The 24,040-nt window shown below is 45.2% G+C and carries 24 protein-coding genes; 21 read left to right on the top strand and 3 right to left on the bottom strand.

All coding sequences use genetic code 11. The features are described 5' to 3' along the window. Positions 1 to 2 precede the first annotated feature (2 nt). From BV11031_RS16280 to BV11031_RS16255, 6 genes are all read left to right on the top strand, one after another. A complete protein-coding gene (locus tag BV11031_RS16280) occupies positions 3 to 794 on the top strand; it encodes a putative hydro-lyase (RefSeq protein WP_010330833.1) in 792 nt (263 codons plus the stop codon). A gap of 44 nt (positions 795 to 838) precedes the next feature. After that, positions 839 to 1,558: a 5-oxoprolinase subunit PxpB gene (gene pxpB, locus BV11031_RS16275; protein ID WP_010330834.1), complete on the top strand. Its 720-nt coding sequence runs from the start codon at positions 839 to 841 to the stop codon at positions 1,556 to 1,558. A gap of 2 nt (positions 1,559 to 1,560) precedes the next feature. Continuing rightward, positions 1,561 to 2,568 (top strand): 5-oxoprolinase subunit C family protein, encoded by a 1,008-nt coding sequence (locus BV11031_RS16270; RefSeq protein ID WP_082246397.1) that lies wholly within the window; start codon positions 1,561 to 1,563, stop codon positions 2,566 to 2,568. Between the two features lie 15 nt (positions 2,569 to 2,583). After that, a complete protein-coding gene (locus BV11031_RS16265; protein ID WP_010330836.1) occupies positions 2,584 to 3,336 on the top strand; it encodes an IclR family transcriptional regulator in 753 nt (250 codons plus the stop codon). 63 nt (positions 3,337 to 3,399) lie between these two features. Continuing rightward, positions 3,400 to 4,041, top strand: a complete 642-nt coding sequence (gene lipC / locus BV11031_RS16260) for a spore germination lipase LipC (RefSeq protein ID WP_010330837.1) — start codon at positions 3,400 to 3,402, stop codon at positions 4,039 to 4,041. Between the two features lie 170 nt (positions 4,042 to 4,211). Continuing rightward, a complete protein-coding gene (locus tag BV11031_RS16255) occupies positions 4,212 to 4,457 on the top strand; it encodes a YczI family protein (protein WP_010330838.1) in 246 nt (81 codons plus the stop codon). A gap of 5 nt (positions 4,458 to 4,462) precedes the next feature. On the opposite strand, the gene BV11031_RS16250 is transcribed toward BV11031_RS16255, so the two are convergent. Next, the gene (locus BV11031_RS16250) at positions 4,463 to 4,750 is read right to left on the bottom strand and encodes an antibiotic biosynthesis monooxygenase family protein (RefSeq protein ID WP_010330839.1); all 288 of its coding nucleotides are present in this window, start codon (positions 4,748 to 4,750) and stop codon (positions 4,463 to 4,465) included. A gap of 151 nt (positions 4,751 to 4,901) precedes the next feature. Between BV11031_RS16250 and pbpC the strand changes: the two genes are divergently transcribed. The 3 genes from pbpC to BV11031_RS16235 all read left to right on the top strand — a co-directional run bounded on the left by pbpC (position 4,902) and on the right by BV11031_RS16235 (position 10,996). Continuing rightward, a complete protein-coding gene (gene pbpC / locus BV11031_RS16245; RefSeq protein WP_041952608.1) occupies positions 4,902 to 6,908 on the top strand; it encodes a penicillin-binding protein 3 in 2,007 nt (668 codons plus the stop codon). 280 nt (positions 6,909 to 7,188) lie between these two features. Next, positions 7,189 to 9,273, top strand: a complete 2,085-nt coding sequence (locus tag BV11031_RS16240; protein WP_010330841.1) for a BglG family transcription antiterminator — start codon at positions 7,189 to 7,191, stop codon at positions 9,271 to 9,273. Positions 9,274 to 9,484: 211 nt separating this feature from the next. Beyond that, positions 9,485 to 10,996 (top strand): class I adenylate-forming enzyme family protein, encoded by a 1,512-nt coding sequence (locus BV11031_RS16235; RefSeq protein ID WP_010330842.1) that lies wholly within the window; start codon positions 9,485 to 9,487, stop codon positions 10,994 to 10,996. 17 nt (positions 10,997 to 11,013) lie between these two features. Here BV11031_RS16235 and BV11031_RS16230 read toward each other — a convergent pair whose 3' ends face one another. Continuing rightward, positions 11,014 to 11,610 (bottom strand): class I SAM-dependent methyltransferase, encoded by a 597-nt coding sequence (locus BV11031_RS16230; protein ID WP_010330843.1) that lies wholly within the window; start codon positions 11,608 to 11,610, stop codon positions 11,014 to 11,016. Between the two features lie 150 nt (positions 11,611 to 11,760). On the opposite strand from BV11031_RS16230, the gene BV11031_RS16225 reads away from it, so the two are divergent. The 8 genes from BV11031_RS16225 (at position 11,761) to amj (ending at position 18,518) form a co-directional block, all read left to right on the top strand. Continuing rightward, positions 11,761 to 12,621, top strand: coding sequence for an SDR family oxidoreductase (locus BV11031_RS16225; protein ID WP_010330844.1), 861 nt, complete (start codon positions 11,761 to 11,763; stop codon positions 12,619 to 12,621). Positions 12,622 to 12,636: 15 nt separating this feature from the next. Next, the gene (gene lyxE / locus BV11031_RS16220; protein WP_010330845.1) at positions 12,637 to 13,140 is read left to right on the top strand and encodes a D-lyxose ketol-isomerase; all 504 of its coding nucleotides are present in this window, start codon (positions 12,637 to 12,639) and stop codon (positions 13,138 to 13,140) included. 454 nt (positions 13,141 to 13,594) lie between these two features. Then, entirely contained in the window at positions 13,595 to 14,509 is a 915-nt protein-coding gene (locus tag BV11031_RS16215; protein WP_010330846.1) for a TauD/TfdA family dioxygenase, read from the top strand. Continuing rightward, entirely contained in the window at positions 14,509 to 15,159 is a 651-nt protein-coding gene (locus BV11031_RS16210; protein ID WP_010330847.1) for a cupin domain-containing protein, read from the top strand. The genes BV11031_RS16215 and BV11031_RS16210 overlap by 1 nt, the downstream gene beginning before the upstream one ends. 83 nt (positions 15,160 to 15,242) lie before the next feature. Continuing rightward, entirely contained in the window at positions 15,243 to 16,022 is a 780-nt protein-coding gene (locus BV11031_RS16205; RefSeq protein ID WP_010330848.1) for a sulfite exporter TauE/SafE family protein, read from the top strand. A 132-nt stretch (positions 16,023 to 16,154) separates the two neighbouring features. After that, the gene (locus BV11031_RS16200; RefSeq protein WP_010330849.1) at positions 16,155 to 16,706 is read left to right on the top strand and encodes a GNAT family N-acetyltransferase; all 552 of its coding nucleotides are present in this window, start codon (positions 16,155 to 16,157) and stop codon (positions 16,704 to 16,706) included. A 77-nt stretch (positions 16,707 to 16,783) separates the two neighbouring features. Then, on the top strand, positions 16,784 to 17,206 hold the full coding sequence (locus BV11031_RS16195; protein WP_010330850.1) for a pyridoxamine 5'-phosphate oxidase family protein: 423 nt from the start codon (positions 16,784 to 16,786) through the stop codon (positions 17,204 to 17,206). 502 nt (positions 17,207 to 17,708) lie between these two features. After that, on the top strand, positions 17,709 to 18,518 hold the full coding sequence (amj, locus tag BV11031_RS16190; protein WP_010330851.1) for a lipid II flippase Amj: 810 nt from the start codon (positions 17,709 to 17,711) through the stop codon (positions 18,516 to 18,518). A gap of 35 nt (positions 18,519 to 18,553) precedes the next feature. On the opposite strand, the gene BV11031_RS16185 is transcribed toward amj, so the two are convergent. After that, a complete protein-coding gene (locus BV11031_RS16185; RefSeq protein ID WP_010330852.1) occupies positions 18,554 to 18,844 on the bottom strand; it encodes a DUF3817 domain-containing protein in 291 nt (96 codons plus the stop codon). 184 nt (positions 18,845 to 19,028) lie between these two features. On the opposite strand from BV11031_RS16185, the gene lrpC reads away from it, so the two are divergent. The 4 genes from lrpC (at position 19,029) to BV11031_RS16165 (ending at position 24,037) form a co-directional block, all read left to right on the top strand. Next, complete coding sequence (gene lrpC, locus BV11031_RS16180; protein ID WP_003246585.1) at positions 19,029 to 19,463, top strand: transcriptional regulator LrpC; 435 nt, start codon at positions 19,029 to 19,031, stop codon at positions 19,461 to 19,463. A 64-nt stretch (positions 19,464 to 19,527) separates the two neighbouring features. Beyond that, on the top strand, positions 19,528 to 21,714 hold the full coding sequence (locus BV11031_RS16175; RefSeq protein ID WP_010330854.1) for a DNA topoisomerase III: 2,187 nt from the start codon (positions 19,528 to 19,530) through the stop codon (positions 21,712 to 21,714). Between the two features lie 402 nt (positions 21,715 to 22,116). Continuing rightward, positions 22,117 to 23,205 (top strand): glycosyl hydrolase family 8, encoded by a 1,089-nt coding sequence (locus tag BV11031_RS16170; protein ID WP_010331290.1) that lies wholly within the window; start codon positions 22,117 to 22,119, stop codon positions 23,203 to 23,205. Next, positions 23,186 to 24,037 carry a diguanylate cyclase domain-containing protein gene (locus BV11031_RS16165; RefSeq protein WP_010331289.1) on the top strand — a complete coding sequence of 284 codons (852 nt, stop codon included), beginning with the start codon at positions 23,186 to 23,188 and terminating at the stop codon, positions 24,035 to 24,037. The genes BV11031_RS16170 and BV11031_RS16165 overlap by 20 nt, the downstream gene beginning before the upstream one ends. The last annotated feature ends 3 nt before the right edge of the window (positions 24,038 to 24,040 follow it).

The raw sequence follows: 24,040 nt of genomic DNA, 5'->3' as shown, positions 1-24,040 counted from the left end.
AGGTGGAGCAATTAAATAAAATGGCGCCGAAGGATGTACGCGCCTTGATACGAGAGGGAAAAATAACCGGGCCGACCGCAGGCATAGCCGGCGGTTATGCCCAAGCGAACCTTGTGATTTTGAAAAAAGACCTTGCGTTTGACTTTCTGCTGTTTTGCCAGCGGAATCAAAAGCCATGCCCTGTGCTGGATGTGACGGATGAAGGTTCGCCTGTGCCGTCTCAGGCCGCGCCGGATGCTGATATTAGGACGGACTTCCCGAAGTACCGTATCTATAGGCAGGGCATCTTGACGGAAGAGGTATCTGATATCACGCCATACTGGGAGGATGACTTTGTCGGTTTTCTGATCGGATGCAGTTTTTCTTTTGAACAGGCGCTGATCAATAATGGAATAGCTGTCCGGCATATTGATGAGGGGACAAACGTCCCGATGTATCAAACGAATATCGATTGTGTTCCGGCGGGGGCGTTTCAAGGAAAGATGGTTGTCAGCATGAGACCCGTTCCAGAACAGCTGGCTGTACGGGCCGCACAAGTGACCTCGCGTTTTCCGGCTGTGCACGGCGGGCCGATTCATATTGGCAATCCGAGAGCAATCGGCATTGGGGAACTGGACAAACCGGATTTCGGAGATGCCGTTTCCATTCGTGAAGGAGAGGTTCCTGTTTTTTGGGCATGCGGTGTAACCCCGCAAGCTGTGGCTATGAATGTAAAACCTGAAATGGTCATCACGCATGCGCCGGGGCATATGCTCATCACAGATATTCGAGACGAGTCGCTTGCGGTGCTGTAACCTCTCGTCCTCCTGATGAACGAGAAATAAAAGAGGTGAGAAAGATGACTGTATGTCAAATCGAACAGCTCGGTGATTCTGCGATGATGATCCGATTCGGAGAAGAAATAAACGAACAGGTCAACGGCCTTGTCCATGCCGCGGCCGCTATGATAGAAGAACAGCCATTTCCGGGATTCATTGAGTGTATCCCGGCTTTTACAAGTCTAACGGTATTTTATGATATGTATGAAGTGTACAAGCAATTGCCTAAAGGGATAAGCTCTCCTTTTGAAAAGGTAAAGCTTGATGTTGAAGAGCGGCTGAAGGAAATAGCCAAAGACTATGAAAACAGCCGCCGGATTGTAGAAATTCCCGTATGCTATGACGGTGAATTCGGGCCCGATTTAGAAGAGGTGGCGAAGCTCAATCAGCTCTCTCCGGAGGAAGTCATTGACATTCACACGAGCGGCGAATATGTGGTGTATATGCTAGGTTTTGCTCCCGGTTTTCCCTTTTTAGGCGGGATGTCCAAGCACATTGCCGCTCCAAGAAAATCATCCCCAAGGCCTTCAATTCCCGCAGGTTCAGTCGGAATCGCGGGATTGCAGACAGGCGTTTACCCGATCTCAACGCCGGGCGGCTGGCAGCTGATCGGCAAAACACCGCTGGCTCTTTTTCGGCCGCAGGAAAACCCGCCGACATTACTGCGGGCGGGAGACATTGTGAAATTCGTCCGCATCTCAGAAGAAGACTATCACGCCTATAAGGAGGAGTCCAATTGAGCATGAAAGTGTTAAAGCCCGGACTGCTCACAACGGTTCAGGATATAGGCAGAACGGGTTATCAAAAATACGGCGTCCTGGCAAGCGGCGCTATGGACACGGTTTCGCTGCGCATTGCCAATCTGCTCATCGGCAACAGTGAAAATGAAGCCGGTCTTGAAATTACGCTGATGGGGCCCGGTCCGTCATTTTATTTTTCAAAACAAACGCTGATTGCGGTGGCAGGGGCTGACTTTACGCTGCGTATTAATGACGAGGAAGCGCCTTTATGGAAGCCTGTGCTCATCAAGGAAAACAGCACAGTCAGTTTTGGTCCTTGCAAACTTGGCAGCCGTGCGTATTTAGCGGCAGCCGGCGGCTTCGATGTGCCTGACGTCATGGAAAGCAAAAGCACGTACGTCAGAGCAGGCATCGGCGGACTTCATGGCAGAGCGCTTCAGAAGGAAGATGAACTGTTCATTGGAGAACTGTCATCTCTTTCACAAACCATCCTATCTCAATTAAACCCACAGCTTGGAAAGCGGGAATTTTCAGCACCGAAATGGTCGGTCAGCCGCGGCAGGTTTCTGCCATTAAAAAAGAATCCCATTATTCGTGTACTGGAAGGAAAACAATTCGGCTTTTTCACAGAGGAGTCGAAAACGCGTTTTTATGAAGAAACGTTTCGTGTCACACCGCAGTCCGACCGTATGGGCTACAGGCTCAAAGGAGAACCGCTCCAACTGAAGGCGCCGCTTGAGATGGTGTCAGAAGCCGTTTCGTTTGGAACCGTTCAGGTGCCGCCTGACGGAAACCCGATTATTTTGCTTGCAGACCGGCAAACGACCGGCGGCTATCCGAGGATCGCGCACATCATATCGGCTGATCTTCCGATTGTCTCGCAAATTATGCCGGGCGAGCACGTCCAGTTTGAGCCTGTATCCCTTCAAGAAGCGGAAGCGCTTGCGATTGAACGGGAACAGCATATAAAAGAACTGAAAACGAGAATGAAGATGGAATGGCTGACATAACAAAGGGGATGAATGATGCAGAATAAAAACAAAACCGTAGTCAAATCTATGGCTCTGCTAAATTTGTTTTTGCATGAACCAAACCTGACCTTAAGTGAATTAGTGTCGCTGTCAGGAATGCCGAAAACATCGGTTCACCGGATGGTTAGCTCTTTAGAGGAAATGGGGTTCCTCAATCGGGATTCATCCGGCGCTTATTCGCTGGGACTGGTGTTTTTGGAATTCGGACAGATTGTCGCTGACAGGCTGGATATCAGAAAAATAGCAAAACCGGTGATGGAAGAGCTGTGCCGGGAGGTGGATGAGGCCGTGCAATTGATCATGAGGGACGGCAATGAAGCGATATACGTTGAGAAAATCGAAGGGACGCAGACCGTGCGGCTGTACACTGCGATCGGCAGACGTTCTCCTCTGTATGCAGGCGCGTGCGCGAGAAGCATATTGTCCTTTCTTCCCAGAGAAGAGATTGAAACATACATGAAACAAACAGAGCTTCTTTCCATTGGCGCCGGGACCATCACCGATCCGGAAAAACTGCTGCAAGAGATTGATGCCTCAGTGCAAAATGGCTATACCGTCAGCTATTCAGAGCTCGAAAACTATACTGCGGCCATCGGCGCCCCGATCTTCAACCATAAGCGGCAAGTGGCAGCCGGCATCAGCATTGCAGGCTTTGAAGCGAGATTTACAGAAGATAGGCTTCCTTATTTAACAGAAAAGGTGAAGAATGCCGCTATGCAGATTTCCAGAAAAATAGGGTATTCATAAGTAGCCGATCTTTTCTCCGCTGCGTACATTAACGTATCGACGTTCAAGAGTGGAGGAAAGAACATGGTGCTTCGATACACAGCACTGGGGGATTCTTTGACGGCGGGGAGAGGCTCCGGGCTGTTTTCTCCCGGCTTCGTCCAACGTCTGGGAGACATGATGGAAGCTGACTTGAAAACAAAAACGGCAATCTCCATCTTTGCTAAATCAGGCTTAAATACAGAAGAACTTCTGGGGCTCCTGTCACATCCCCATGTGCAAAAATGCATTCAAGCTGCTGGCATGATAACCATCACAGGATGCGGAAATGATCTGATTGATTCTGTCTTTGCTTACCAAACGTCTAAAGATGAAACGATTTTCAGCCGAGCATCCGCCCATTGCCATGAAAACTTTGAAAAGATGATTGCGAAAATCGCCGCAATCAAAGGAGAAAACCCGTCCCCGTACGCCATCCGTGTGTTCAACTTATACAATCCGTTTCCAAGCATAGACATCGCTGGCCAATGGATCACATCTTTTAATTCTCATTTAGAAACACTTGCATCAGCGCCCCATGTCAAAATCGCGGATGCCTACAGCATCTTCAAAGGAAATGAGCAGGAATATCTGTCCTTTGATGGGGTCCATCCAAACAGCAAAGGCTATCAAGCGATGGCTGAAGCTGTTCACAAGTTGGGTTATCAAGAACTGTCAGTTTCATAGAAAACGCGCCTTGTCATAAGGCGCGTTTTTATGTAATCGAAACATTAAAAGAAACTTAAAATTCCCTGTCTCCTGTTCTACAGACAAAAAAAGTGCGCTAGAATAATGGAGGGCTTAGGCAAATATAGCCATAACGTTCAATATTTCGTATATAAGGAAGGATGGTCCTTTTGTTTCGGATTTTTAAAATGTCTTTTGCGGTTATCATTATTATTCTGGCGCTCGTTGCTTTTAAATATACGGAACATACCTCTGTTATCCAATCGGTCATGCTTGTCTTTTTGGGCGCTGTCATGTTTATGCAGGGGCTTGAAGAGCGCAAAAAAGAAAACGACGGCTCGGGTGCGTTTAATATTTATACCGCCGTTTTCGTATGGTCTGTCTCTCTCATCGGTTTTACCCTTCATATTATATAAATCTATTACACATCCTGAAAATGCTCGACCGCCGGAAACGGGGTATAGAACCGATGAAGCAAGGCTTTCCACTCTCGATACTCTGAAGAACCGCGAAAGCCTTCCGTATGGTCCTCGAGTGTTTCCCACTCCACAAGCAGCAGGTATTTATGTGTTTCTTCCATGCATTTTGATAAGGAGTGCGTGATATAGCCCTTCCTGCCGGAAATGATCGGCACCGCTTGCCGGAACGCCTCTTCAAACTCTTGTTCAAGCCCTTCTTTAATGTAAAGCATGGCTGCCTCTCTGACCATCTCATCCCTTCTTTCCTTCTTTTCAAATAGTCTACAGCAAACGGCAGGACAATTCTGCAAAAACGGTGAAGCTTTTCCTTCATTTTCAAAAACATCTTGCGCGCACCAATTCATATAAGAGAAAATAACAAGTGGAAGGCAGGGGAAAGTCATGTTGAAAAAGTGTATTCTACTAGTATTTCTATGTATCGGATTGATTGGAATCATCGGGTGCTCCAAAACAGATTCACCAGAAGATCGCATGGAAGCATTCGTGAAACAGTGGAACGATCAGCAATTCGATGACATGTATCAAAGCCTGACCAAAGATGTCAAAAAAGAAATCTCCAAAAAAGATTTCGTCAATAGGTATAAAACCATCTATGAGCAGGCAGGCGTCAAAAACCTGAAAGTCACCGCGGGAGAAGTGGATGAGGACGATAAAGACCACAAGACGATGAAGCACATTCCGTATAAAGTCAGCATGGATACAAATGCTGGAAAAGTCAGCTTCAAAAATACCGCTGTGTTGAAAAAAGAAAAAACAGATGATGAGGAGTCATGGAATATAGATTGGAACCCGTCGTTTATATTCAAGCAGCTGGCTGACGATAAAACAGTGCAAATCGCCAGCGTGGAACCAAAACGCGGCCAAATCTACGATAAAAACGGGAAAGGCTTAGCCATCAATACAGATGTTCCGGAAATCGGAATTGTTCCCGGAAAGCTTGGCGATAAAAAAGAAAAAGTCATCAAAGAGCTCGCGAAAAAACTTGATTTGACTGATGACGATATCAAGAAAAAGCTTGATCAAGGCTGGGTGAAAGACGATTCATTTGTGCCGGTCAAAAAGGTCAAGCCGGATCAGGAAAAGTTAGTGTCTGAGGCGACGTCATTACAAGGCGTAACGAGAACGAATGTCGGCTCCCGCTACTATCCGTATGGCGAAAAGACAGCCCATTTGACAGGCTATGTCCGCGCCATCACTGCGGAAGAATTAAAGAAAAAGAAAGACGGAGCCTACAGCGATACGTCTCATATCGGCATCACCGGACTTGAAAATGTGTATGAAGACAAACTGAGAGGCACAACCGGATGGAAAATTTACGTCCCGCAAACAGGCGAAGTCATCGCTGAAAAGAAAGCGAAGGACGGAGAGGATCTTCACCTCACCATTGATATCAAAACGCAAACGAAGCTGTATGATGAACTGAAGGATGACAGCGGGGCGGCAGTCGCGCTGCAGCCGCAGACAGGCGAAACACTCGCGCTTGTCAGTGCGCCGTCTTATGATCCAAACGGATTTAATTTCGGCTGGAGCGATAAGGAATGGAAAAAACTAAACAACGATAAAAACAATCCGTTTTCTGCGAAATTCAACAAAACATACGCACCGGGTTCTACAATTAAACCGATTGCGGCTGCCATTGGAATCAAAAACGGCACCCTAAAAGCGGATGAGAAGAAAACAATCAAAGGTAAAGAGTGGCAAAAGGATTCGAGCTGGGGCGGCTATTCAGTGACACGTGTGTCTGAGCGCCTTCAGCAAGTTGATCTGGAAAATGCCCTCATTACATCGGATAATATTTATTTCGCACAGAACGCGCTTGATTTAGGAGCAGACAACTTGACAAAAGGCTTGAAAATGTTCGGCTTTTCAGAGGACGTTCCGTATGAATTCCCGATCCAGCAATCGTCTATCGCAAATGGCAAACTCGATTCAGACATTCTGCTTGCGGATACAGGATACGGGCAAGGGCAAATGCAAATGTCTCCGCTTCACTTGGCAGCTGCTTACACGCCATTTGTCGACAACGGAGATCTTGTCAAACCGACGCTGATCAAAAAAGACTCACAAACAGCTGATGTCTGGCACAAGCAAGTGGTCACGAAGGAAGGAGCGGCAGACATTACAAAAGGTCTGAAAGGCGTTGTGGAAGATGAGCGCGGATCAGCCTATCAGCCTGTCGTGAAAGGAATCACCGTTGCCGGAAAAACTGGAACAGCCGAGCTGAAAACGTCAAAAGATGATAAAGACGGCACGGAAAATGGCTGGTTCGTCGGCTACGATTACAAAAACAAAGACCTGCTTGTCGCCATGATGATCCAAGATGTGAAGGACCGCGGCGGCAGCCACTATGTTGTTGAGAAAGCGAAAAAGCAATTTCAATCGAATTAACATACCCTTCGCTGTAAATGCGCTGACAAACAACTTGATCAGGATCAATGGTTTCGCATGTATGCAGCCTCACAGGGTTACGATATACGTTAACAAAAAGCATCAGCTTCGCGGCTGGTGCTTTTTCAATATTGTCACACCGCTTAGTGCCAAATTCCCATTTTTAAGTGATTGAATCTCGTTTGAAAGCGTTTTATATTATAAAGAAAACCTCTTTTATTCCTCTCTTGTATCTCCTTGCGACTTCATCCGCACATCAGACTGTCTAGGAGGCCTTTTTATGTATATGACTGCCAGAGAACAAAAGCTTTTAAAGCACTTATTATTACAAAACCGATATGTAACCGTAACTGAACTTGCCGAGCTGATGGAAGTCAGCACGAGAACCATCCACAGGGAGCTCAAATCAATTAAGCCGCTGATGGAAACCGTCGGGCTTACGCTTGATAAACAGCCCGGCAAAGGATTGAAGGCAGTGGGAAGCCCCGAGGATAAACAAAAGCTGCTTACCGATTTATCTTATGAACAGCATGAATATAGCGCGGACGAACGGAAACTGCTCATTCTCTGTTCGTTATTAGAGTCTCAGGAACCCGTCAAGCTGTACACGCTTGCACATGATCTGCAGGTGACGAATGCCACGGTCAGCTATGACTTAGACGAGCTGGAGAAATGGATTTCTCCCTTTGGATTGACACTGATCCGAAAAAGAGGCTTTGGCATCCAGCTCATAGGGCCGGAGAATGCGAAACGTAAAATTGTCGGCAACCTGATTGTGAACCGCCTCGACATCCAAATGTTTTTGGAAGCGGTTGAATTAAATATCAAAGGTAAAGCCGATTCTTCAGAGAAAATGTTCGGCGTTGTCAGCAAAGGCGAGCTGTTAAAAATGGAGCGTATGCTATTTCAGCTGAAAGAAGAAATCGCCTTTTCATTGTCCGACAGCTCCTATATCGCGCTTGTCGTGCATTTGACGTTTGCGATCGAACGGATCAAGCTTGGAGAAACCATCACCATGGAGGCAAATGAGCTTGAGGAATTGAAGAATGCGAAGGAATACAGCTCCGCTCTTGAAATCGCTGGCGAGCTTGAACGTGCCTTCGGTGTAACAATCCCTGAGGCGGAGGTCGGCTATATCACAATCCATCTTCGAAGCGCCAACCGCAAATACAAAACAGAATACAAAGCACAGGAAATCGAACTGGAAACAGCGCTGCAAACCAAGCGGCTCATTGCTTTTATTTCAGGCAAAATCAGAATGGATCTCACGAAAAACTATTCTTTATATGAAGGGCTAATCGCCCATTTGGAGCCCGCCGTCAGCCGCATAAAAGAAAATATCGACATATACAATCCGATGAAGGAACAGATTAAGCGCGATTATTTTCTCCTTTATATAGCGATTGAAGAAGGCGTGGAAAAGTATTTTCCAGGCATGTCCTTTTCTGATGATGAGATCGCTTTTATCGTCCTTCACTTCGGCTCTGCCCTTGAAATCAAAAAAGAAGAAGCGAAAGTGAAAGCGCTTGTCGTTTGCTCAAGCGGGATCGGCTCTTCGAAAATGCTTGCTTCCAGACTGAGGAAAGAGCTGCCTGAAATTCAATCGTTTGATATGTCATCTTTGATCGAACTGAAGGGCAAGGACGTCCAAGCCTATGATATGATCGTTTCCACCGTTCCGATTCCTTACGAAAACATTGATTATATGATGGTCAGCCCGCTTTTAAATGAGGAAGACGCAAACCAGGTAAAGCAATATATCAAGCGGAAAATTCCGCTCATTCTTGAGAAAAAAAGAAGCCCGAGGGAAGAGACACAGCAAGCTGACACACCTGACATGCTGGCAGCGGCGGAAAGCATGGGGAGGTATATGGCCGTCATTCAAGAAGTGCTGCGCCACTTTTCACTTACTCACATCAAAACGAAATCCAATCATGACATGCTCTTGTTAAAGCTATTTCAGCAGCTGAAGAAGGAGGGCTTGATTCGTGATCCTAAAAAAGCCGCGACTTTCTTGGCCGAGCGGGAGAAACAAGGGGGATTGGGAATCCCGGGGACCAACATGGCGCTTTATCATCTCAAAAATGATGAAATCGTCCTGCCTTTTTTCAAAATATATGATCTCAGCACATCTTATGAAGTGAATGGCATGGACGGAAATACCCTCAGCATGACACGCATTCTCGTGATGATGGCGCCTGGGTCATTATCCGCTGAAGGATCGGAGATATTAAGCGCGATCAGCTCCGCCATTATCGAGAGCGGAGAGAGTATGGCGGGGTTTCAGGGAGATGGGGAGCAAGAGCTGTACCAGCGGTTAAACCGCATATTTTTCACATGGATGAAAGAAAAAAACATACTGTAACCCTGCATGGCACACGTCAAAAAATTGGCGTGTGTTTTCATGTGGACGAGGCACAAAATAACAAAATGCGGGACTATTTTATCATTCATCAATGGAATAGTTCCAAATTGAAATAGTTTTACAAGTTATCTTTTTTGGGTTAAAATGGGTGAGGTGAGGAAGAAAATCTAACAAATTATTGAAGATTAAAGAGTATATAGGAGATGACGATATGGAAACATTACAGCATCTGATTCTGCATGACATGCCAGATAGCGAAGACATAGAGGCTGTAAAAAGCGGGAACCATACATTGACATATGCAGGTTACCGTAAACGGATGAATCAGCTGGCGAATGCTCTGCTGCAAAAAGGAATTCAAAAGGGCGACCGTGTTGCGTTGCTTTGCAAAAACGGACATCCCGCATCAACTATTATGTTCGCCGCGCTTGAAATAGGTGCTGTTGTCGTGCCTGTCAGCTGGCAGCTGAAGCCATATGAAATGACAGGCATTTTAAAAGCAAGTGAACCGAAAGCGCTGTTTTACGGAGCGGAGTTTAAAGAGAAACTGGATGAAGTTCTTCCTGAACTATCCTCATTGCGTATCACGATGGAAACAGGAACAGCTTACGAAACGTCTGCTGAATTTGAAGCTCTGTTTGCCGGTGCTGATCATTTGCCCGAAACTGAAATGGTTTCCCCTGATGATACAGCGCTTTTGATGTTTACGTCCGGTACAACAGGAAACCCGAAAAGATGCATGATCACACATGGCGGCATATATAGATACGTAGCGAGATCCAAAAGTTCAACCGAACGTATGAAGGGCCTGCGTTTTCTCGCGTGCCATCCGATTTATCATACGAGTGCGCTCATTTGCATCATGCTGGGAACTTTCGCAGGAACAACCTTCTTTTTTACGAAGGATCAAGACCCAGTTCATATGCTGAAGATCATTGAGGAAGAAAAGATTCAAACCGTGATGGCCCTTCCCGTGTTTTACACGTATTTGCTAGAAGCATGGGAAACGCACCAAACCGATTTATCTTCGCTTGTTATTTTAATGACAGGCGGAACAAAAGTGCCGAGCAGCCTGATCCGCCGCTATCTTGATATCGGCATTCCGCTCGCGCACGGCTATGGAAGCACTGAGGCTTGGGGAATCAGCACATGGATGCCTGATATGGGGATGGATAAAGCGGCATCTGCCGGGAAACCTGTGGCAGGTGTTAAAGTCAAAGTCGAAGATCCTCAGACGGGAGAAGAACTCTCTCAAGGAGAAATCGGTGAAATCGTTGTTCATACCCCATTCTTATTTAAAGGCTATGAAGATAATCCTGAAGCGACAGCGAAAGTACTGCAAAACGGCTGGTTCAAAACCGGAGATTCAGGCTATGTAGATGAAGATGGTTTTATTTTCATCACTGGACGCTACAAGGATGTCATTATTTACGGAGGAGACAATGTCTATCCGGATCAGGTTGAGGAAGTCATCCAGCAGATCCCGGGAATCCTTGAAACAGCGGTGGTCGGTATACCAGACCCGCTGTACGGGGAAAAACCAAAAGCGTTTGTCGTAACAAACGGCGGCCGGCGTGTAACAGAAGAGGACGTCATCGCATATTGTAAAGAACGCCTGTCCGCTTATAAAATACCTGAAGTTGAGTTTGTGAACGAACTGCCGAAAAATAACCTCGGCAAGGTGAAAAAAGACGTTTTGCGCAAGCAGGCCGTTCATTCATAAAAGAAGAAGTCCGCCACTTATGTGGCGGGCTTCTTTGCAGTTGCACAGACGGAAAGCTCAGGCTTAATGTTTTTAAATTGAATATCAATGTCTTCGAAGCCGGCTGCTTTGAAATCAGCAATCATCTGTTTTCCAAATGATTTGGTTTTCTCGGGACTCGCATCCGCTTCCCGCGGCTGCATCGTAATCGCTGCTTTGCCGCCGGGCTTTAGCGCCCGATAAATCTGTTTTACGCCTTTTGTCTGGTCATTCCAGATGGTGTAGTTGTTAACGGAAATCACTTTATCATAAAACGAGTCGGTAAGAGGAAATGTCTCGATGTTTCCTTGCATCAAGCGCACACCCTTCGATTTTACGCTGCGGGCGGCCAGCTTCATCATCGTTTCTGACACATCAATGCCATCAAGCCGGATGTCCTTTTCACGTTTTAGCATCTGCTGCATGCAGTATCCAGGCCCAAACCCCACTTCCAAAATGCTGTCCCCGCGTGTGACCCCCAGCTGATCTATTGTCCACTGATTCAGTGTTTGATTTTCAGCAGCCATGATGTACCCGGCAATCATGCCGAATATGCCCTTTGGCTTGCTGAATGTTTTAGAAAGCATGTTCATCATACCGAAACCTCCTTTGCAAGTTATTTCCTCCTAGCGTTTCATGTGAAACATTTTTCTGATAAAGCAATGTGAAGGTGCTAATCCATGTTTATCCAATGAACGGGCGAGGTACACAACAAATAGACATGAAAACAAAGGAGGAGAATTATCATGGCCAATTATCCAAAAGAACTTCCGGCCCAAGCCCAAAATCGCCAGCCGGGAATCGAAAGCGAAATGAATCCCAGTCCGGTGTATGAGTACGAGAATTATAAAGGAGCGGACAAATTAAAAGGAAAAGTTGCGCTCATTACAGGCGGCGACAGCGGGATCGGACGCGCGGTATCCGTTGCTTACGCAAAGGAAGGCGCTGACATTTCCATTGTGTATAAGGATGAGCATGGGGATGCTGAAGAGACGAAGAAGCGTGTAGAGCAAGAGGGCGTAAAATGCCTGCTGATCGCTGGTGACGTAGGCGAAGAGGAATTTTGCAATGAAGCGGTTGAACAAACGGTCAAGGAACTTGGCGGTCTTGACATCCTTGTCAACAATGCCGGTGAACAGCATCCGAAGGAAAGCATCAAAGACATTACGAGCGAACAGCTTCATCGCACATTCAAAACCAACTTTTATTCTCAATTTTATTTGACTAAAAAAGCAATTGACTACTTGAAACCGGGCAGCGCCATCATCAATACGACATCCATCAATCCATATCGCGGAAACCCGACGCTGATTGATTATACAGCGACAAAAGGGGCGATCAATGCTTTCACGAGATCAATGGCGCAGGCCCTTGTCAAAGACGGCATCCGCGTCAACGCAGTCGCGCCGGGGCCTATCTGGACACCGTTAATCCCATCTACGTTCTCTGAAGATACAGTCGCCCAATTTGGGCAAAATACGCCGATGGGCCGTCCGGGTCAGCCTGTTGAGCACGTCGGCTGTTATGTGCTGCTGGCATCAGATGAGTCATCTTACATGACTGGCCAGACGCTGCATGTGAACGGCGGAGACTTTGTAACGACGTAAGAGGGAGTGATACACATGGGCATCACGAAAGAGGAAGTCAACAGCTATTACCAAAAAGCCGGCATTGTATTAACCGATGAAGAAGTTGAACAAATCCAGCTGATGGACTACGGCTTAGGAAAAGAAAGAAAAGTTGGGCTCCAGCTCTTCGTCTATGTCAATACAGACCGTTATTGTTCAAAAGAACTGGTGCTGTTTCCGGGACAGACTTGCCCGGAACACCGCCATCCGCCGGTTGACGGCCAGGAAGGCAAGCAGGAGACATTCCGCTGCCGCTACGGAAAAGTGTATCTTTACGTAGAAGGCGAAAAAACGCAGCTTCCAAAGGTTCTCCCGCCGCAGGAGGATAGAGAACACTATACGGTCTGGCACGAAATAGAGCTTGAACCGGGCGGGCAATACACAATTCCACCGAACACAAAGCATTGGTTCCAGGCCGGAGAAGAAGGAGCCGTGGTGACGGAAATGTCATCGACAAGCACAGATAAACATGATATCTTTACCGATCCAAGAATATAAGGATGTGGCTTAACAGCCCATCCTTTTTTTGTGGAAAAACAGAAGGATCAGGCTAATGGGGAAAACGCAGATTTTGCTGATAGAGAGAATAGATAGAGGAAAGGTGTACTTTTGGTGGGATCTGAGGTGCGGTAAGAAGAGCGCCTGGCAATCATAAAGTCATGATGGATAAACACCAGCGGGGCAGCACTTCGTAGTGAGGAAGGCTGGCTTGATAAGCTCCAAACCTATAATAAGGTGATCAGGCCAGACTTGGGCCTTTTTTTATTGTTATAAGGAATGGCCGCATTAACTTTATATTTAGAATAGCAGTTTACGTATCCGTTACGAGTAAGCTTACGATTGAGATCTATTTACTAAATATTTTAAAAAATCAAAATAATATTTTATTTATTCCCTATAATGGTGTAATATGTAAAATGAAATCTGAATAAAAATGCAGGAGGGAATTCGAATGTTTGTTGAAACCTTAAATTCAGGAAAACTTGTGTCAATTTCACCATCTGACCAACAAAATTTGTTTGCTTTAGTAGAAAAGATTCATTATTCTCAAAGCAATAAGGAACAAAATGAAGAGGCAATAAGCCAAATCAATATGCAAAAGAAACTTATTCCGCCTGAATTAAAAGATCATATTCTCGAATTTGTGAATTCCGATTATAGTTACCTTTTACTGAAGAACCTGCCACAAACAAAATGTGACGAACTTCTCTTATTGTTGACGAGTTTGGTTGGTGATCCTTTTGCTCATGCTGATGAAGGAAGTTTAATTATGGCCAACAAACCTATTAAAACAGAGGAGGCACAACACACTACTGCCTATTTTACTTGGAATAAATTTGACCTTCACACTGAACTGCCTTACATCCAAACACCTCCGGATTTCATTTCATTATACTGTGTCAATAATGTCAAAGGGGGATATACATACCTTTCCAATGTTGAAAGAGCGTTACATCTTCTGTCACAAGATCAAATGATAGAGCTTAAGAAACCGCAGTACACCATTCCGATTCCGCCTCACTTCGGCGCTGATAAAAAACAGGAATTCAAACGGCCTTTACTTTCTATCGTAAAGGGTCGGCCTTCTCTAAGAATTAGGCAGGATGGATTAGTGAGCGAAACAGAGGCGGGGATGGCAGCTGCGCAAGCACTGCAGTCTGCCCTGGATATGGTTAGGGAAGCAATTGAACTAGAACCTGGATCATTGATTATCATAAACAACCATCTATCAGCTCATGGAAGAGCTCCTTTTAGACCTACCTTTAACCATGAAGATCGAGAATTGCATAGAGTTTATTTGATTGAAGATGTCAATAAGTTTGGAAAAAACTATGACCCTATTCATCGCCGGATTAGAGGATTTTAATGGTGAAAGGAGAAGATAAAGTGGAGATGATAAAGACAATTATTAAAAAATATGAGACTAAAACTCCTATATTTAAAGAATTAGTCGAAGACGTCTCTAAAATAAAAATTTCATCAAAAGAAATGAAACGGTATATTCATGAAGTGCCTGACGATTTTGAAGGAAATTATTTCAGACAGAAAGTAGGAACAAGTCAGGTTGGGGCCCTGATCATGACCTGGTTTAAAGGATCAGACATTCATATTCATGATGATTCTGCCATCATTTATGTGCTGTCAGGACATTTAATCAATATTAAATATCAGATTATGAATAAAAGTTTACTAGTTAAGGACATTACAATCGCCCAACCGGGTGAAATGATTTTTGAGGAAAAAGGGCTGATACATCAGATCATTCCTGTAAGAAAAAATGATGATCCATGTCTATCAGCTCATTTCTACTTTCCTCCTAAACAAAGCTTAGAAGGAACAAAGATCATCGATCCAATGAGTGGACGTATCATTACTTTATCTTCGTTTGCCAAAGAGGCATGTATTCCATCAAATCATGAAGAGATATTAAGCATTCAAGAAAATGTGTTTTTTGATACAAATTTCTCGTTGTTCAATAAATTATTCCGTGAGCAAACAATCGCTTCTTCATTATGATGAATAATCGGAAGAACAAATGTTATTTTTAACATTTGTTCTTTTATATAAATTGATACAAATACAGGAGGAGAAAAATCAATATGGATGGAATCAGCACAGAGGTTTTACTATTCCTTATTGCAGCTGGATTTGCTGCAGCTTTTATTGATTCTGTGGTAGGCGGAGGAGGACTTATATCCATTCCCGCTTTGTTATTTGTCGGGCTTCCGCCGTCTGTAGCGTTAGGTACCAACAAGTTAGCAGCTACGATGGGGTCTTTAACAAGTACGATCAACTTCCTGCATTCAGGGCAAATAAACAAAAAGCTTGTTTTTAAATTGTTGCCTCTTTCGATTATAGGGGCGGGAGCCGGAGTGTATGTGGTTCAATTAATACCATCAGCGTTTTTAAAACCTATCATTCTTATCTTATTAATTCTTGTAACGGTCTATACACTTTTTAAAAAAGGATGGGGAATGGAGTCCAGCTTTAAAGAATTAACGAAAAAAATGACTTTTTTTATTGTGTCAGCCGCTTTGCTACTCGGTTTTTACGATGGGTTTTTAGGAGCAGGAACAGGTTCTTTTCTGATTTTCTCATTTTTACTTTTAGGGTTTAACTTTGTAGAATCTGCCGGAAATGCTAAGGTTTTAAATTTAGGAAGCAATATCGCAGCACTTATCACTTTTATGTTGTTCAGTTCTGTTGACTTTCGCTATGGAATCCCAATGGGGATTGCGATGATAGTAGGCGCGCTTGTGGGATCAAGGGTGGCCATTAAAAATGGTGCAGCATACGTAAAGGTTTTATTCGTTGGGATAACTGTTGTACTGATCGGAAAAAGCATCTGGGATTATGTGCAAAAATATATTTTTTCTTAGAAACTGTAAATGGAACATCTATATTTACGGCTGAACGAGACTCCCGTTCAATCAACATATTGGGCTCTGTCTATTTGATTGAATTGGATTGATTTTAGTTTGTGCATCTCAAAAAGGAGAGAAGGCGAAACAATGTTCACCTGCAGGGTAAATGAACACATCACCATCCGGTTATTGGAGCCGAAGGATGCGGAGCGGATTGCCGAACTCATTATTGAAAACCAGCAGCGGCTCGGCGAGTGGCTGTTTTGGGCTGAAAAACCAAGCAGCGCTGAAATGTATAGAGAAACGATCATTCCGGATTGGCGGCGGGAATATGCCGATCTGAACAGCATCGAAGCCGGGCTTCTATATGACGGCAGCCTATGCGGCATGATCGGCCTGCATCATCTAGACCAGATCAATCGAAAAGCGGAAATCGGATACTGGCTTGCCAAAGAATATGAAGGCAAAGGCATCATGACCGCTGCTTGCCGAACAATTATCACGTATGCTTTTGAAGAGCTTGGGCTGAATCGCGTCGCTCTCTGTGCGGCTGTCGGAAACCACAAAAGCAGAGCGATTCCGATGCGCCTCGGCTTTCAGGAAGAAGGAATCGCGCGGGACGGCTTATTCGTTAACGGCAAGTATCATGACCTTGTCTATTACAGCTTGCTGAAGCGTGAATGGAAAGAATTAAAATAAAGCGTGCATTTTCTTGTTTAAATCTTCCCCCGATGTGGAAAAGTAACAGCGGAGACGTTAAAAAGGAGTGATTCGCAATGAATCAGCAAGACATGAAACAAAAAGTGCTTGATGTTCTAGATCACCATAAAGTAGGCTCGCTCGCAACAGTTCAAAAGGGCAAGCCGCATTCCCGCTACATGACTTTTTTCCATGACGGGCTGACGATTTACACACCGACAAGCAAGGAAACTCATAAAGCGGAAGAAATTGAGAACAACCCCAATGTCCATATTTTATTAGGCTATGATTGTGAAGGCTTTGGCGACGCGTATGTCGAGGTTGCCGGAAAAGCCAAAATCAACAATTCGGCAGAACTGAAGGACAAAATTTGGAATCCTAAGCTAGATCGTTGGTTTGACGGCAAGGATGACCCGAACCTGGTCATTCTTGAAATTGAGCCGGAGGATATCAGATTAATGAATGCCGGAGAGAAAACGCCAGTCTCACTCGATTTATAAAAAGTTGTAATTGCAGGGGCGATATGTTATCATGAATAGCTAAGCAAGAAATAAGCAAATAAAAAAGAAAGTAAACTTCTTTTTTCTGTTTGAGAGAGAGAAGCTTTACCGCTTCCCAAGCAGCAAACCAGCTGCCCTTATTCTTTTCCTTCATAACAAATCGCCCCTAACGATGAGATGGAAAAAAGACTTTTTTGTTTTACAATTCACACCGGCGCGGCTTCGGAGCCGCAGTGACGATTGAGAGGTAGGGCTTTCGTTGTCTTGTGTTCAAGAAATTTCCATGGTGTTTACTTTCCAGAATGATTCTTCGGAACAATGCTTTTTGAATCGAACCGCCCGACTTGGCGGATGATATAATCTTTATTTGCCTATAGAAAAGAATAAGACAAACCGCTCGGCGTATGCCGGCGGTTTTTTTATTGTGAAAAACATTTCGCGTTGAAACCTCTTTGTCTTCTTTCCAGTCTTATCTCTAGGATGAAATTGGAGGAAGAATAACGTGCATGTCATGACAACTCAAGTACTGCTTATTTTCTGTTTTTTATTACTGATTCACTCGATAGAAACCTTAGCCTACGCCACCAGGCTTTCCGGAGCCCGTGTGGGATTTATTGCGTCCGCGCTTTCCCTGTTTAACGTCATGGTCATCGTGTCCAGAATGTCGAACATGGTGCAGCAGCCCTTTACCGGACATTTAATTGATGATGCGGGAAAAAATGCACTGGCGATTGTTGCCGGGCAGTTCCGCTTCCTGATTTTCGGATCGACAGTCGGCACCATTCTGGGCATCGTCCTGCTCCCGTCTTTTGTCGCTCTTTTCTCTCGGGCGATTATTCACTTGGCGAGCGGCGGCGGCTCCGTTTTACAAGTGTTTCGAAAGGGATTCTCGAAACAAGGACTCAAAAATGCCCTTTCCTATTTGCGTCTGCCGTCTCTTTCGTATGTAAAAGGATTTCATATCCGCTTGATTCCGAAGCGTTTGTTTGTCATTAACATGCTGATCACATCCATTTATACGATCGGCGTGCTTTCGGCTTTGTACGCAGGCCTTCTGGCGCCGGAGCGCAGCACGACAGCCGTCATGGCATCGGGCTTAATCAACGGAATTGCGACGATGCTGCTGGCGATTTTTGTTGATCCTAAGGTTTCCGTCCTTGCCGATGATGTGGCAAAGGGAAAACGAAGCTATTTATATTTAAAATGGACCTCTGTCACGATGGTCACATCAAGGGTAGCGGGGACACTCCTCGCCCAGCTGATGTTTATTCCGGGCGCCTACTATATCGCGTGGCTGACAAAGTGGTTGTAATAAGAAAGGCTGGACCATATAGATCCAGCCTTTTGTTATTTATATTTTCTTAACCTGCGGTCGTACAAAAAGTTTCCGAATGGGACAAAAGCGGCGATAAAGCCGGCGGCTGACCATTTCAGCGGCCATTTGACAGAGAAGGCCGCATACGCCAAGAAAAGCAAATACAAAATGAACAATCCGCCGTGAACCGAACCGACAATGGTTACGACAAGCGGAAGGCCTGCCCAATATTTAAGCGGCATGGCGATAAACAGCAGGATTAAGAGTGACATTCCTTCAATAAAACCCATCGTGCGTAGTCTTCCGATCGGTGTTTGCAGCATAAATCGCCCTCCTTGTGGACACGTTTTCATACTATATGATAAACAATCCGGAGAGCCATATGACGGCTTTCAGAAAATGTTCGGAAAACTTTCATTTTTATATGCTTTTTCTTGGGAACTGGTCTTGTCATTTACAAAAATACCCGAGATAATGTGAACAAAATCATAAAAGAAGGATGTTGAAATGAAACTTGATCAGATTGATCTGAATATCATTGAGGAGCTGAAAAAGGACAGCCGTTTGTCAATGAGGGAATTAGGCAGAAAAATTAAGCTGTCGCCGCCATCCGTGACAGAACGGGTGAGGCAGCTTGAATCGTTCGGCATCATTAAGCAATACACACTGGAGGTCGATCAGAAAAAACTGGGGCTGCCCGTTTCCTGCATTGTGGAAGCAACCGTCAAAAACGCGGATTACGAACGGTTCAAAAGCTATATTCAAACATTGCCGAATATCGAATTTTGTTACCGGATTGCCGGCGCGGCTTGTTATATGCTGAAAATCAACGCAGAAAGCCTTGAAGCGGTAGAAGATTTCATTAACAAAACATCGCCATACGCGCAAACCGTCACTCACGTGATTTTCTCAGAAATTGACACGAAAAACGGGCGCGGTTAGAGAGTGCTTGTTCAAGTCTGTTATAATAAAAGGATGAGCATGAAAGAAAGAGAAGTGATCAAGCATGTCAAAAACAGTTGTATTAGCTGAAAAACCTTCAGTCGGCCGGGATTTAGCCCGGGTGCTGAAGTGCCATAAAAAAGGAAATGGTTATCTCGAAGGTGATCAATATATTGTTACATGGGCTTTAGGCCATTTGGTGACACTTGCTGATCCGGAAGGCTATGGGAAAGAATTTCAATCATGGCGTCTGGAGGATCTGCCGATTATTCCAGAGCCCTTAAAGCTTGTGGTAATTAAGAAAACCGGAAAACAGTTCAACGCGGTCAAATCGCAGCTTACCCGTAAAGATGTCAATCAGATTGTCATCGCGACCGATGCAGGCCGAGAAGGGGAACTTGTCGCGCGCTGGATCATTGAAAAAGCGAATGTCAAAAAGCCGATCAAGCGGCTGTGGATTTCATCAGTGACGGATAAAGCGATCAAGGAAGGCTTTCAAAAGCTGCGCAGCGGCAAAGAATATGAAAACCTGTATCATTCTGCCGTCGCCAGAGCGGAAGCCGATTGGATTGTGGGCATTAACGCGACCCGCGCGCTCACCACAAAATTCAATGCCCAGCTCTCATGCGGCCGTGTACAGACACCGACGCTTGCCATGATTGCGAAGCGCGAGGCGGATATTCAAGCATTTACGCCGGTTCCATATTACGGCCTCCGCGCGGCGGTCGATGGCATGACGCTGACGTGGCAGGATCAAAAATCAAAGCAAACGAGAACGTTTCATCAAGATGTAACAAGCCGTTTGCTAAAAGGCCTCCATGGAAAGCAAGCGGTTATTGCTGAATTGAAAAAAACAGCGAAAAAAAGCTTTGCGCCTGCGCTATATGATTTAACGGAGCTGCAGCGCGACGCCCACAAGCGCTTCGGATTTTCTGCCAAAGAAACGCTTTCTGTGCTGCAGAAGCTGTATGAGCAGCATAAGCTAGTCACATATCCGCGGACGGACTCAAGGTTTTTATCCAGTGATATCGTTCCGACGTTAAAAGACCGTCTAGAAGGCATGGAAGTAAAACCGTATGCCCAATATGTCAATCAAATTAAAAAACGCGGCATCAAATCTCATAAAGGCTACGTTAATGACGCGAAGGTGTCAGATCACCACGCGATTATCCCGACCGAGGAGCCGCTCGTGCTCAGCAGTCTGAGCGATAAAGAACGAAAGCTGTATGACCTGATTGCGAAACGTTTTCTTGCTGTATTAATGCCGGCATTCGAATATGAGGAAACAAAGGTCATCGCAGAAATTGGCGGAGAAACCTTTACGGCGAAAGGCAAAACCGTACAGTCGCAAGGGTGGAAAGCTGTTTATGATATGGCGGATGAGGATGACGAGCAGGAGGATGACAAAGATCAGACACTCCCTGCGCTTCAAAAAGGCGATACTCTTGCCGTCCGCGCCTTAACTGAAACAAACGGCCAAACGAAGCCGCCCGCCCGCTTTAACGAAGGGACCCTGCTGTCAGCGATGGAAAACCCAAGCGCCTTTATGCAGGGAGAAGAAAAAGGCCTCGTCAAAACGCTTGGCGAAACAGGCGGCCTTGGCACGGTGGCAACGCGTGCCGATATTATTGAAAAGCTGTTCAACAGCTTTTTAATAGAGAAAAAAGACAAAGATATTTTTATTACTTCTAAAGGGAAACAGCTCCTGCAGCTTGTTCCTGAGGATTTGAAATCACCTGCCTTAACGGCGGAATGGGAGCAAAAACTGTCAGCGATCGCCGCTGGGAAATTGAAATCGGCTGCCTTTATTAAAGACATGAAGGTTTACGCTAACCAAACGGTAAAAGAAATCAAAAACAGCAGCCAGACTTTCAGACACGACAACATTACGGGAACCGCATGTCCGGAATGCGGAAAAATGATGCTGAAGGTAAATGGCAAACGCGGCACGATGCTTGTGTGCCAAGACCGTGAATGCGGAAGCAGAAAAACGGTTGCCCGAAAAACAAACGCGCGCTGCCCGAACTGCCATAAAAAAATGGAACTTCGCGGCCAAGGCGAGGGCCAGACCTTCGCGTGTGTCTGCGGTCACCGAGAGAAGCTGTCCGTATTCGAAAAACGAAAAAACAAAGATAAAGGGCGCGCTTCAAAACGGGACGTTTCCTCTTATATGAAAAAACAAAATAATAAAGATGAGCCGATTAACAACGCGCTGGCAGAACAGCTGAAAAAACTCGGTTTGGACAAATAACAGAAAAACCTGTGCATATCGCACAGGTTTCAGATTGTTGACAAAGTCATAAAACGGTTTTCGTTTTATGACTTTGTCATCTTTTCAGCGTGATTGAAAACCTTTGAAGTCTAGGAAGAACGAGCATTGGAGCGCAGCGAATGTAGTAATTCGTGAGCACCAACGCGCAGGACTGACAACGAATGCGAGGGTTTGTCGACACGCTGAAACCTGTGCATATCGCACAGGTTTTTTATTAGACTTAGGTCCCGTTTTTAAAATGTTCAAAAAGGGAAAAAAAAGCTAGCATTCCGCAATTTTTTCTTTTATAGTAAATGTAATTTGTAACATGGCAGTCGTGCTTTCGTCTATATATATTTGTGAGCGTCTGATTCGCTTCAGGCGACAAAGGGGGATTTGCCTGTGAGGCATGTGTTAATTGCTGTCATCTTATTCTTCTTATCTATCGGACTTTCCGCAGGGTGTATTGAAGCTGGAAATAAGGCCCAAAATCAGTCGGTGTCAGACGTGAATGCAAGCCCGCTTCAGCCGGCGGAATACTTCATTTATCACAATCTAATGAATGATCAAGGGCTGATCAAAACGGATTTGTCTGACCAGCCTTCGTATTTATCTGAATCTCTCGGCCTATGGATGGAGTTTCTGGTCAGCAAAAATGACGCCCCGCATTTTCAGGATCAATATCAGCACCTGACTGATTCCTTTCTGATGAGCAATCACTTAGTGACGTGGAAGATTCAAAACGGCCAGGCGAGCGGGACGAATGCGCTGATAGATGATATGAGAATTATGCTGTCTCTTGACCAAGCCGCCGCAAAATGGGGGCGGAGCGACTACGCGCAAACAGCACGGGATATCGGTACGGCGCTGAAGACATATAATATGAACAACGGTTTTTTTACAGACTTTTACGACTCACAGGCTGCTTCAAAGGATGTGACGCTTTCATACGTCATGCCTGATGCGTTAGCTGTCTTAAAGAAGAATGGAATCATAGACGAAGAAACAGAACAGCGGAATGCCAATGTTCTTTATTCAGCTCCTTTAAAAAATGGCTACCTGCCAAAGACATACCACTCGGAGACAAAGCAATACACATATGATCGTGAAATCAATCTGATAGATCAGCTGTACGCTGCATGGCACTTGCCGGAAGGAGATGAAAAAGCCGCTGTTTTAGCGGACTGGATCAAGCAGGAATTTCAGGCGCACGGAAAGCTGTACGGACGATATTCGGCAGATACGAAAGAGCCTGCCGTTCAATATGAGTCGCCATCCGTATACGCATTAGCGGTATTGTTTTTAACAAAACAATATGAAGACAATTCAGTCACCAAAGCCATATATGACAGAATGAATGACTTTGAAATTCTTGATCCGGTGAAATCGTATTATGGAGGCTATATGAGCGGCACTCAGACACACTCTTTTGACAATCTGCTGCCGCTGTTAGCCGAAAGGAAGCTTTTTAATGAAAATGTCATTCAATGAATCACAAAAATTATTTGTTTATCTTTCAGGGCTCATCGCAGCCCTGTCTCTGTTTATTTATTATGTGTCAGCCCAGCAATCGGAAGGCGCGCTGATCCTTTGCATCACGTTTATCGTCATCGCCGCAGGCATATGGTTCGGCCCGATTTACGCGCTGGCAGTGACCTTAATCGTACTTTTTGTTCTCGGCACTTTAATGATGTTTTTCCAGACTGGTCAGGCTGCGCTGTTTCCGGCTGAGGAAGGGCTGCGAATACTTGTCGTGTGGGGAATTGCGCTTTTGCTGTTTTCTTTTATAGCGGGAAGAATTCATGACATTGCCGCAGAGCTAAGGCGTTCAGTTACACGGCTGCAATCCGAAATTAAAAGCTTTGTTGCTGTTGACAGAGTGACCGGCTTTGATAACAAGCACCGGATGAAGCTGGAACTTTCAGAAGAAATCAAGCGGGCGGAACGGTACGGCGATTCCTTTGTGTTTTTGCTGCTCCATATGCATTACTTCAAAGAGTTTACATCTTTGTACGGTGCAAAAGAAACAGACCGTCTCTTTCAATATGTCGGCCAGCAAATCAGGACAAGCGTCCGGGAAACGGATAAGAAGTTCCGTCCCTCTGACGAGCGTATCGGGATTGTGCTGACGCACACGCCCGCTGAACATATGCCAGCCGTTCTGACAAAGCTGAAAAAACAATTGGACACGTATCAGCTGGAAAATGGGAAGTATGTGTCGCTCACGTTCCACGTCTGCCATTTGCCCTACCGCGAAGATATCAAAACAGCTGATCACTTTTTAGAAGAACTGGAAAACGAGATGATGATGAATGAATTATAAAGG

This window comes from Bacillus vallismortis (genome assembly GCF_004116955.1).
In the GTDB taxonomy this organism is placed as follows: Bacteria; Bacillota; Bacilli; order Bacillales; family Bacillaceae; genus Bacillus; species Bacillus vallismortis.
The sequence above is the reverse complement of the archived record's forward strand: the minus strand, read 5'-3'. Positions and strand labels throughout refer to the sequence as shown.

Bases quoted from the DNA above. Each gene is read 5' to 3' on its own strand.
- BV11031_RS16215 (WP_010330846.1), top strand. From the start codon at position 13,595: ATGTTTGTTGAAACCTTAAATTCAGGAAAACTTGTGTCAATTTCACCA.
- BV11031_RS16175 (WP_010330854.1), top strand. From the start codon at position 19,528: ATGTCAAAAACAGTTGTATTAGCTGAAAAACCTTCAGTCGGCCGGGAT.
- BV11031_RS16270 (WP_082246397.1), top strand. From the start codon at position 1,561: ATGAAAGTGTTAAAGCCCGGACTGCTCACAACGGTTCAGGATATAGGC.
- pbpC (WP_041952608.1), top strand. From the start codon at position 4,902: ATGTTGAAAAAGTGTATTCTACTAGTATTTCTATGTATCGGATTGATT.
- BV11031_RS16165 (WP_010331289.1), top strand. From the start codon at position 23,186: ATGAAAATGTCATTCAATGAATCACAAAAATTATTTGTTTATCTTTCA.
- BV11031_RS16240 (WP_010330841.1), top strand. From the start codon at position 7,189: ATGTATATGACTGCCAGAGAACAAAAGCTTTTAAAGCACTTATTATTA.
- BV11031_RS16185 (WP_010330852.1), bottom strand. From the start codon at position 18,844: ATGCTGCAAACACCGATCGGAAGACTACGCACGATGGGTTTTATTGAA.
- lrpC (WP_003246585.1), top strand. From the start codon at position 19,029: ATGAAACTTGATCAGATTGATCTGAATATCATTGAGGAGCTGAAAAAG.
- pxpB (WP_010330834.1), top strand. From the start codon at position 839: ATGACTGTATGTCAAATCGAACAGCTCGGTGATTCTGCGATGATGATC.
- BV11031_RS16210 (WP_010330847.1), top strand. From the start codon at position 14,509: ATGGTGAAAGGAGAAGATAAAGTGGAGATGATAAAGACAATTATTAAA.
- BV11031_RS16200 (WP_010330849.1), top strand. From the start codon at position 16,155: ATGTTCACCTGCAGGGTAAATGAACACATCACCATCCGGTTATTGGAG.
- BV11031_RS16195 (WP_010330850.1), top strand. From the start codon at position 16,784: ATGAATCAGCAAGACATGAAACAAAAAGTGCTTGATGTTCTAGATCAC.
- BV11031_RS16225 (WP_010330844.1), top strand. From the start codon at position 11,761: ATGGCCAATTATCCAAAAGAACTTCCGGCCCAAGCCCAAAATCGCCAG.
- BV11031_RS16235 (WP_010330842.1), top strand. From the start codon at position 9,485: ATGGAAACATTACAGCATCTGATTCTGCATGACATGCCAGATAGCGAA.
- BV11031_RS16265 (WP_010330836.1), top strand. From the start codon at position 2,584: ATGCAGAATAAAAACAAAACCGTAGTCAAATCTATGGCTCTGCTAAAT.
- lyxE (WP_010330845.1), top strand. From the start codon at position 12,637: ATGGGCATCACGAAAGAGGAAGTCAACAGCTATTACCAAAAAGCCGGC.
- lipC (WP_010330837.1), top strand. From the start codon at position 3,400: ATGGTGCTTCGATACACAGCACTGGGGGATTCTTTGACGGCGGGGAGA.
- BV11031_RS16205 (WP_010330848.1), top strand. From the start codon at position 15,243: ATGGATGGAATCAGCACAGAGGTTTTACTATTCCTTATTGCAGCTGGA.
- BV11031_RS16230 (WP_010330843.1), bottom strand. From the start codon at position 11,610: ATGATGAACATGCTTTCTAAAACATTCAGCAAGCCAAAGGGCATATTC.
- BV11031_RS16250 (WP_010330839.1), bottom strand. From the start codon at position 4,750: ATGGTCAGAGAGGCAGCCATGCTTTACATTAAAGAAGGGCTTGAACAA.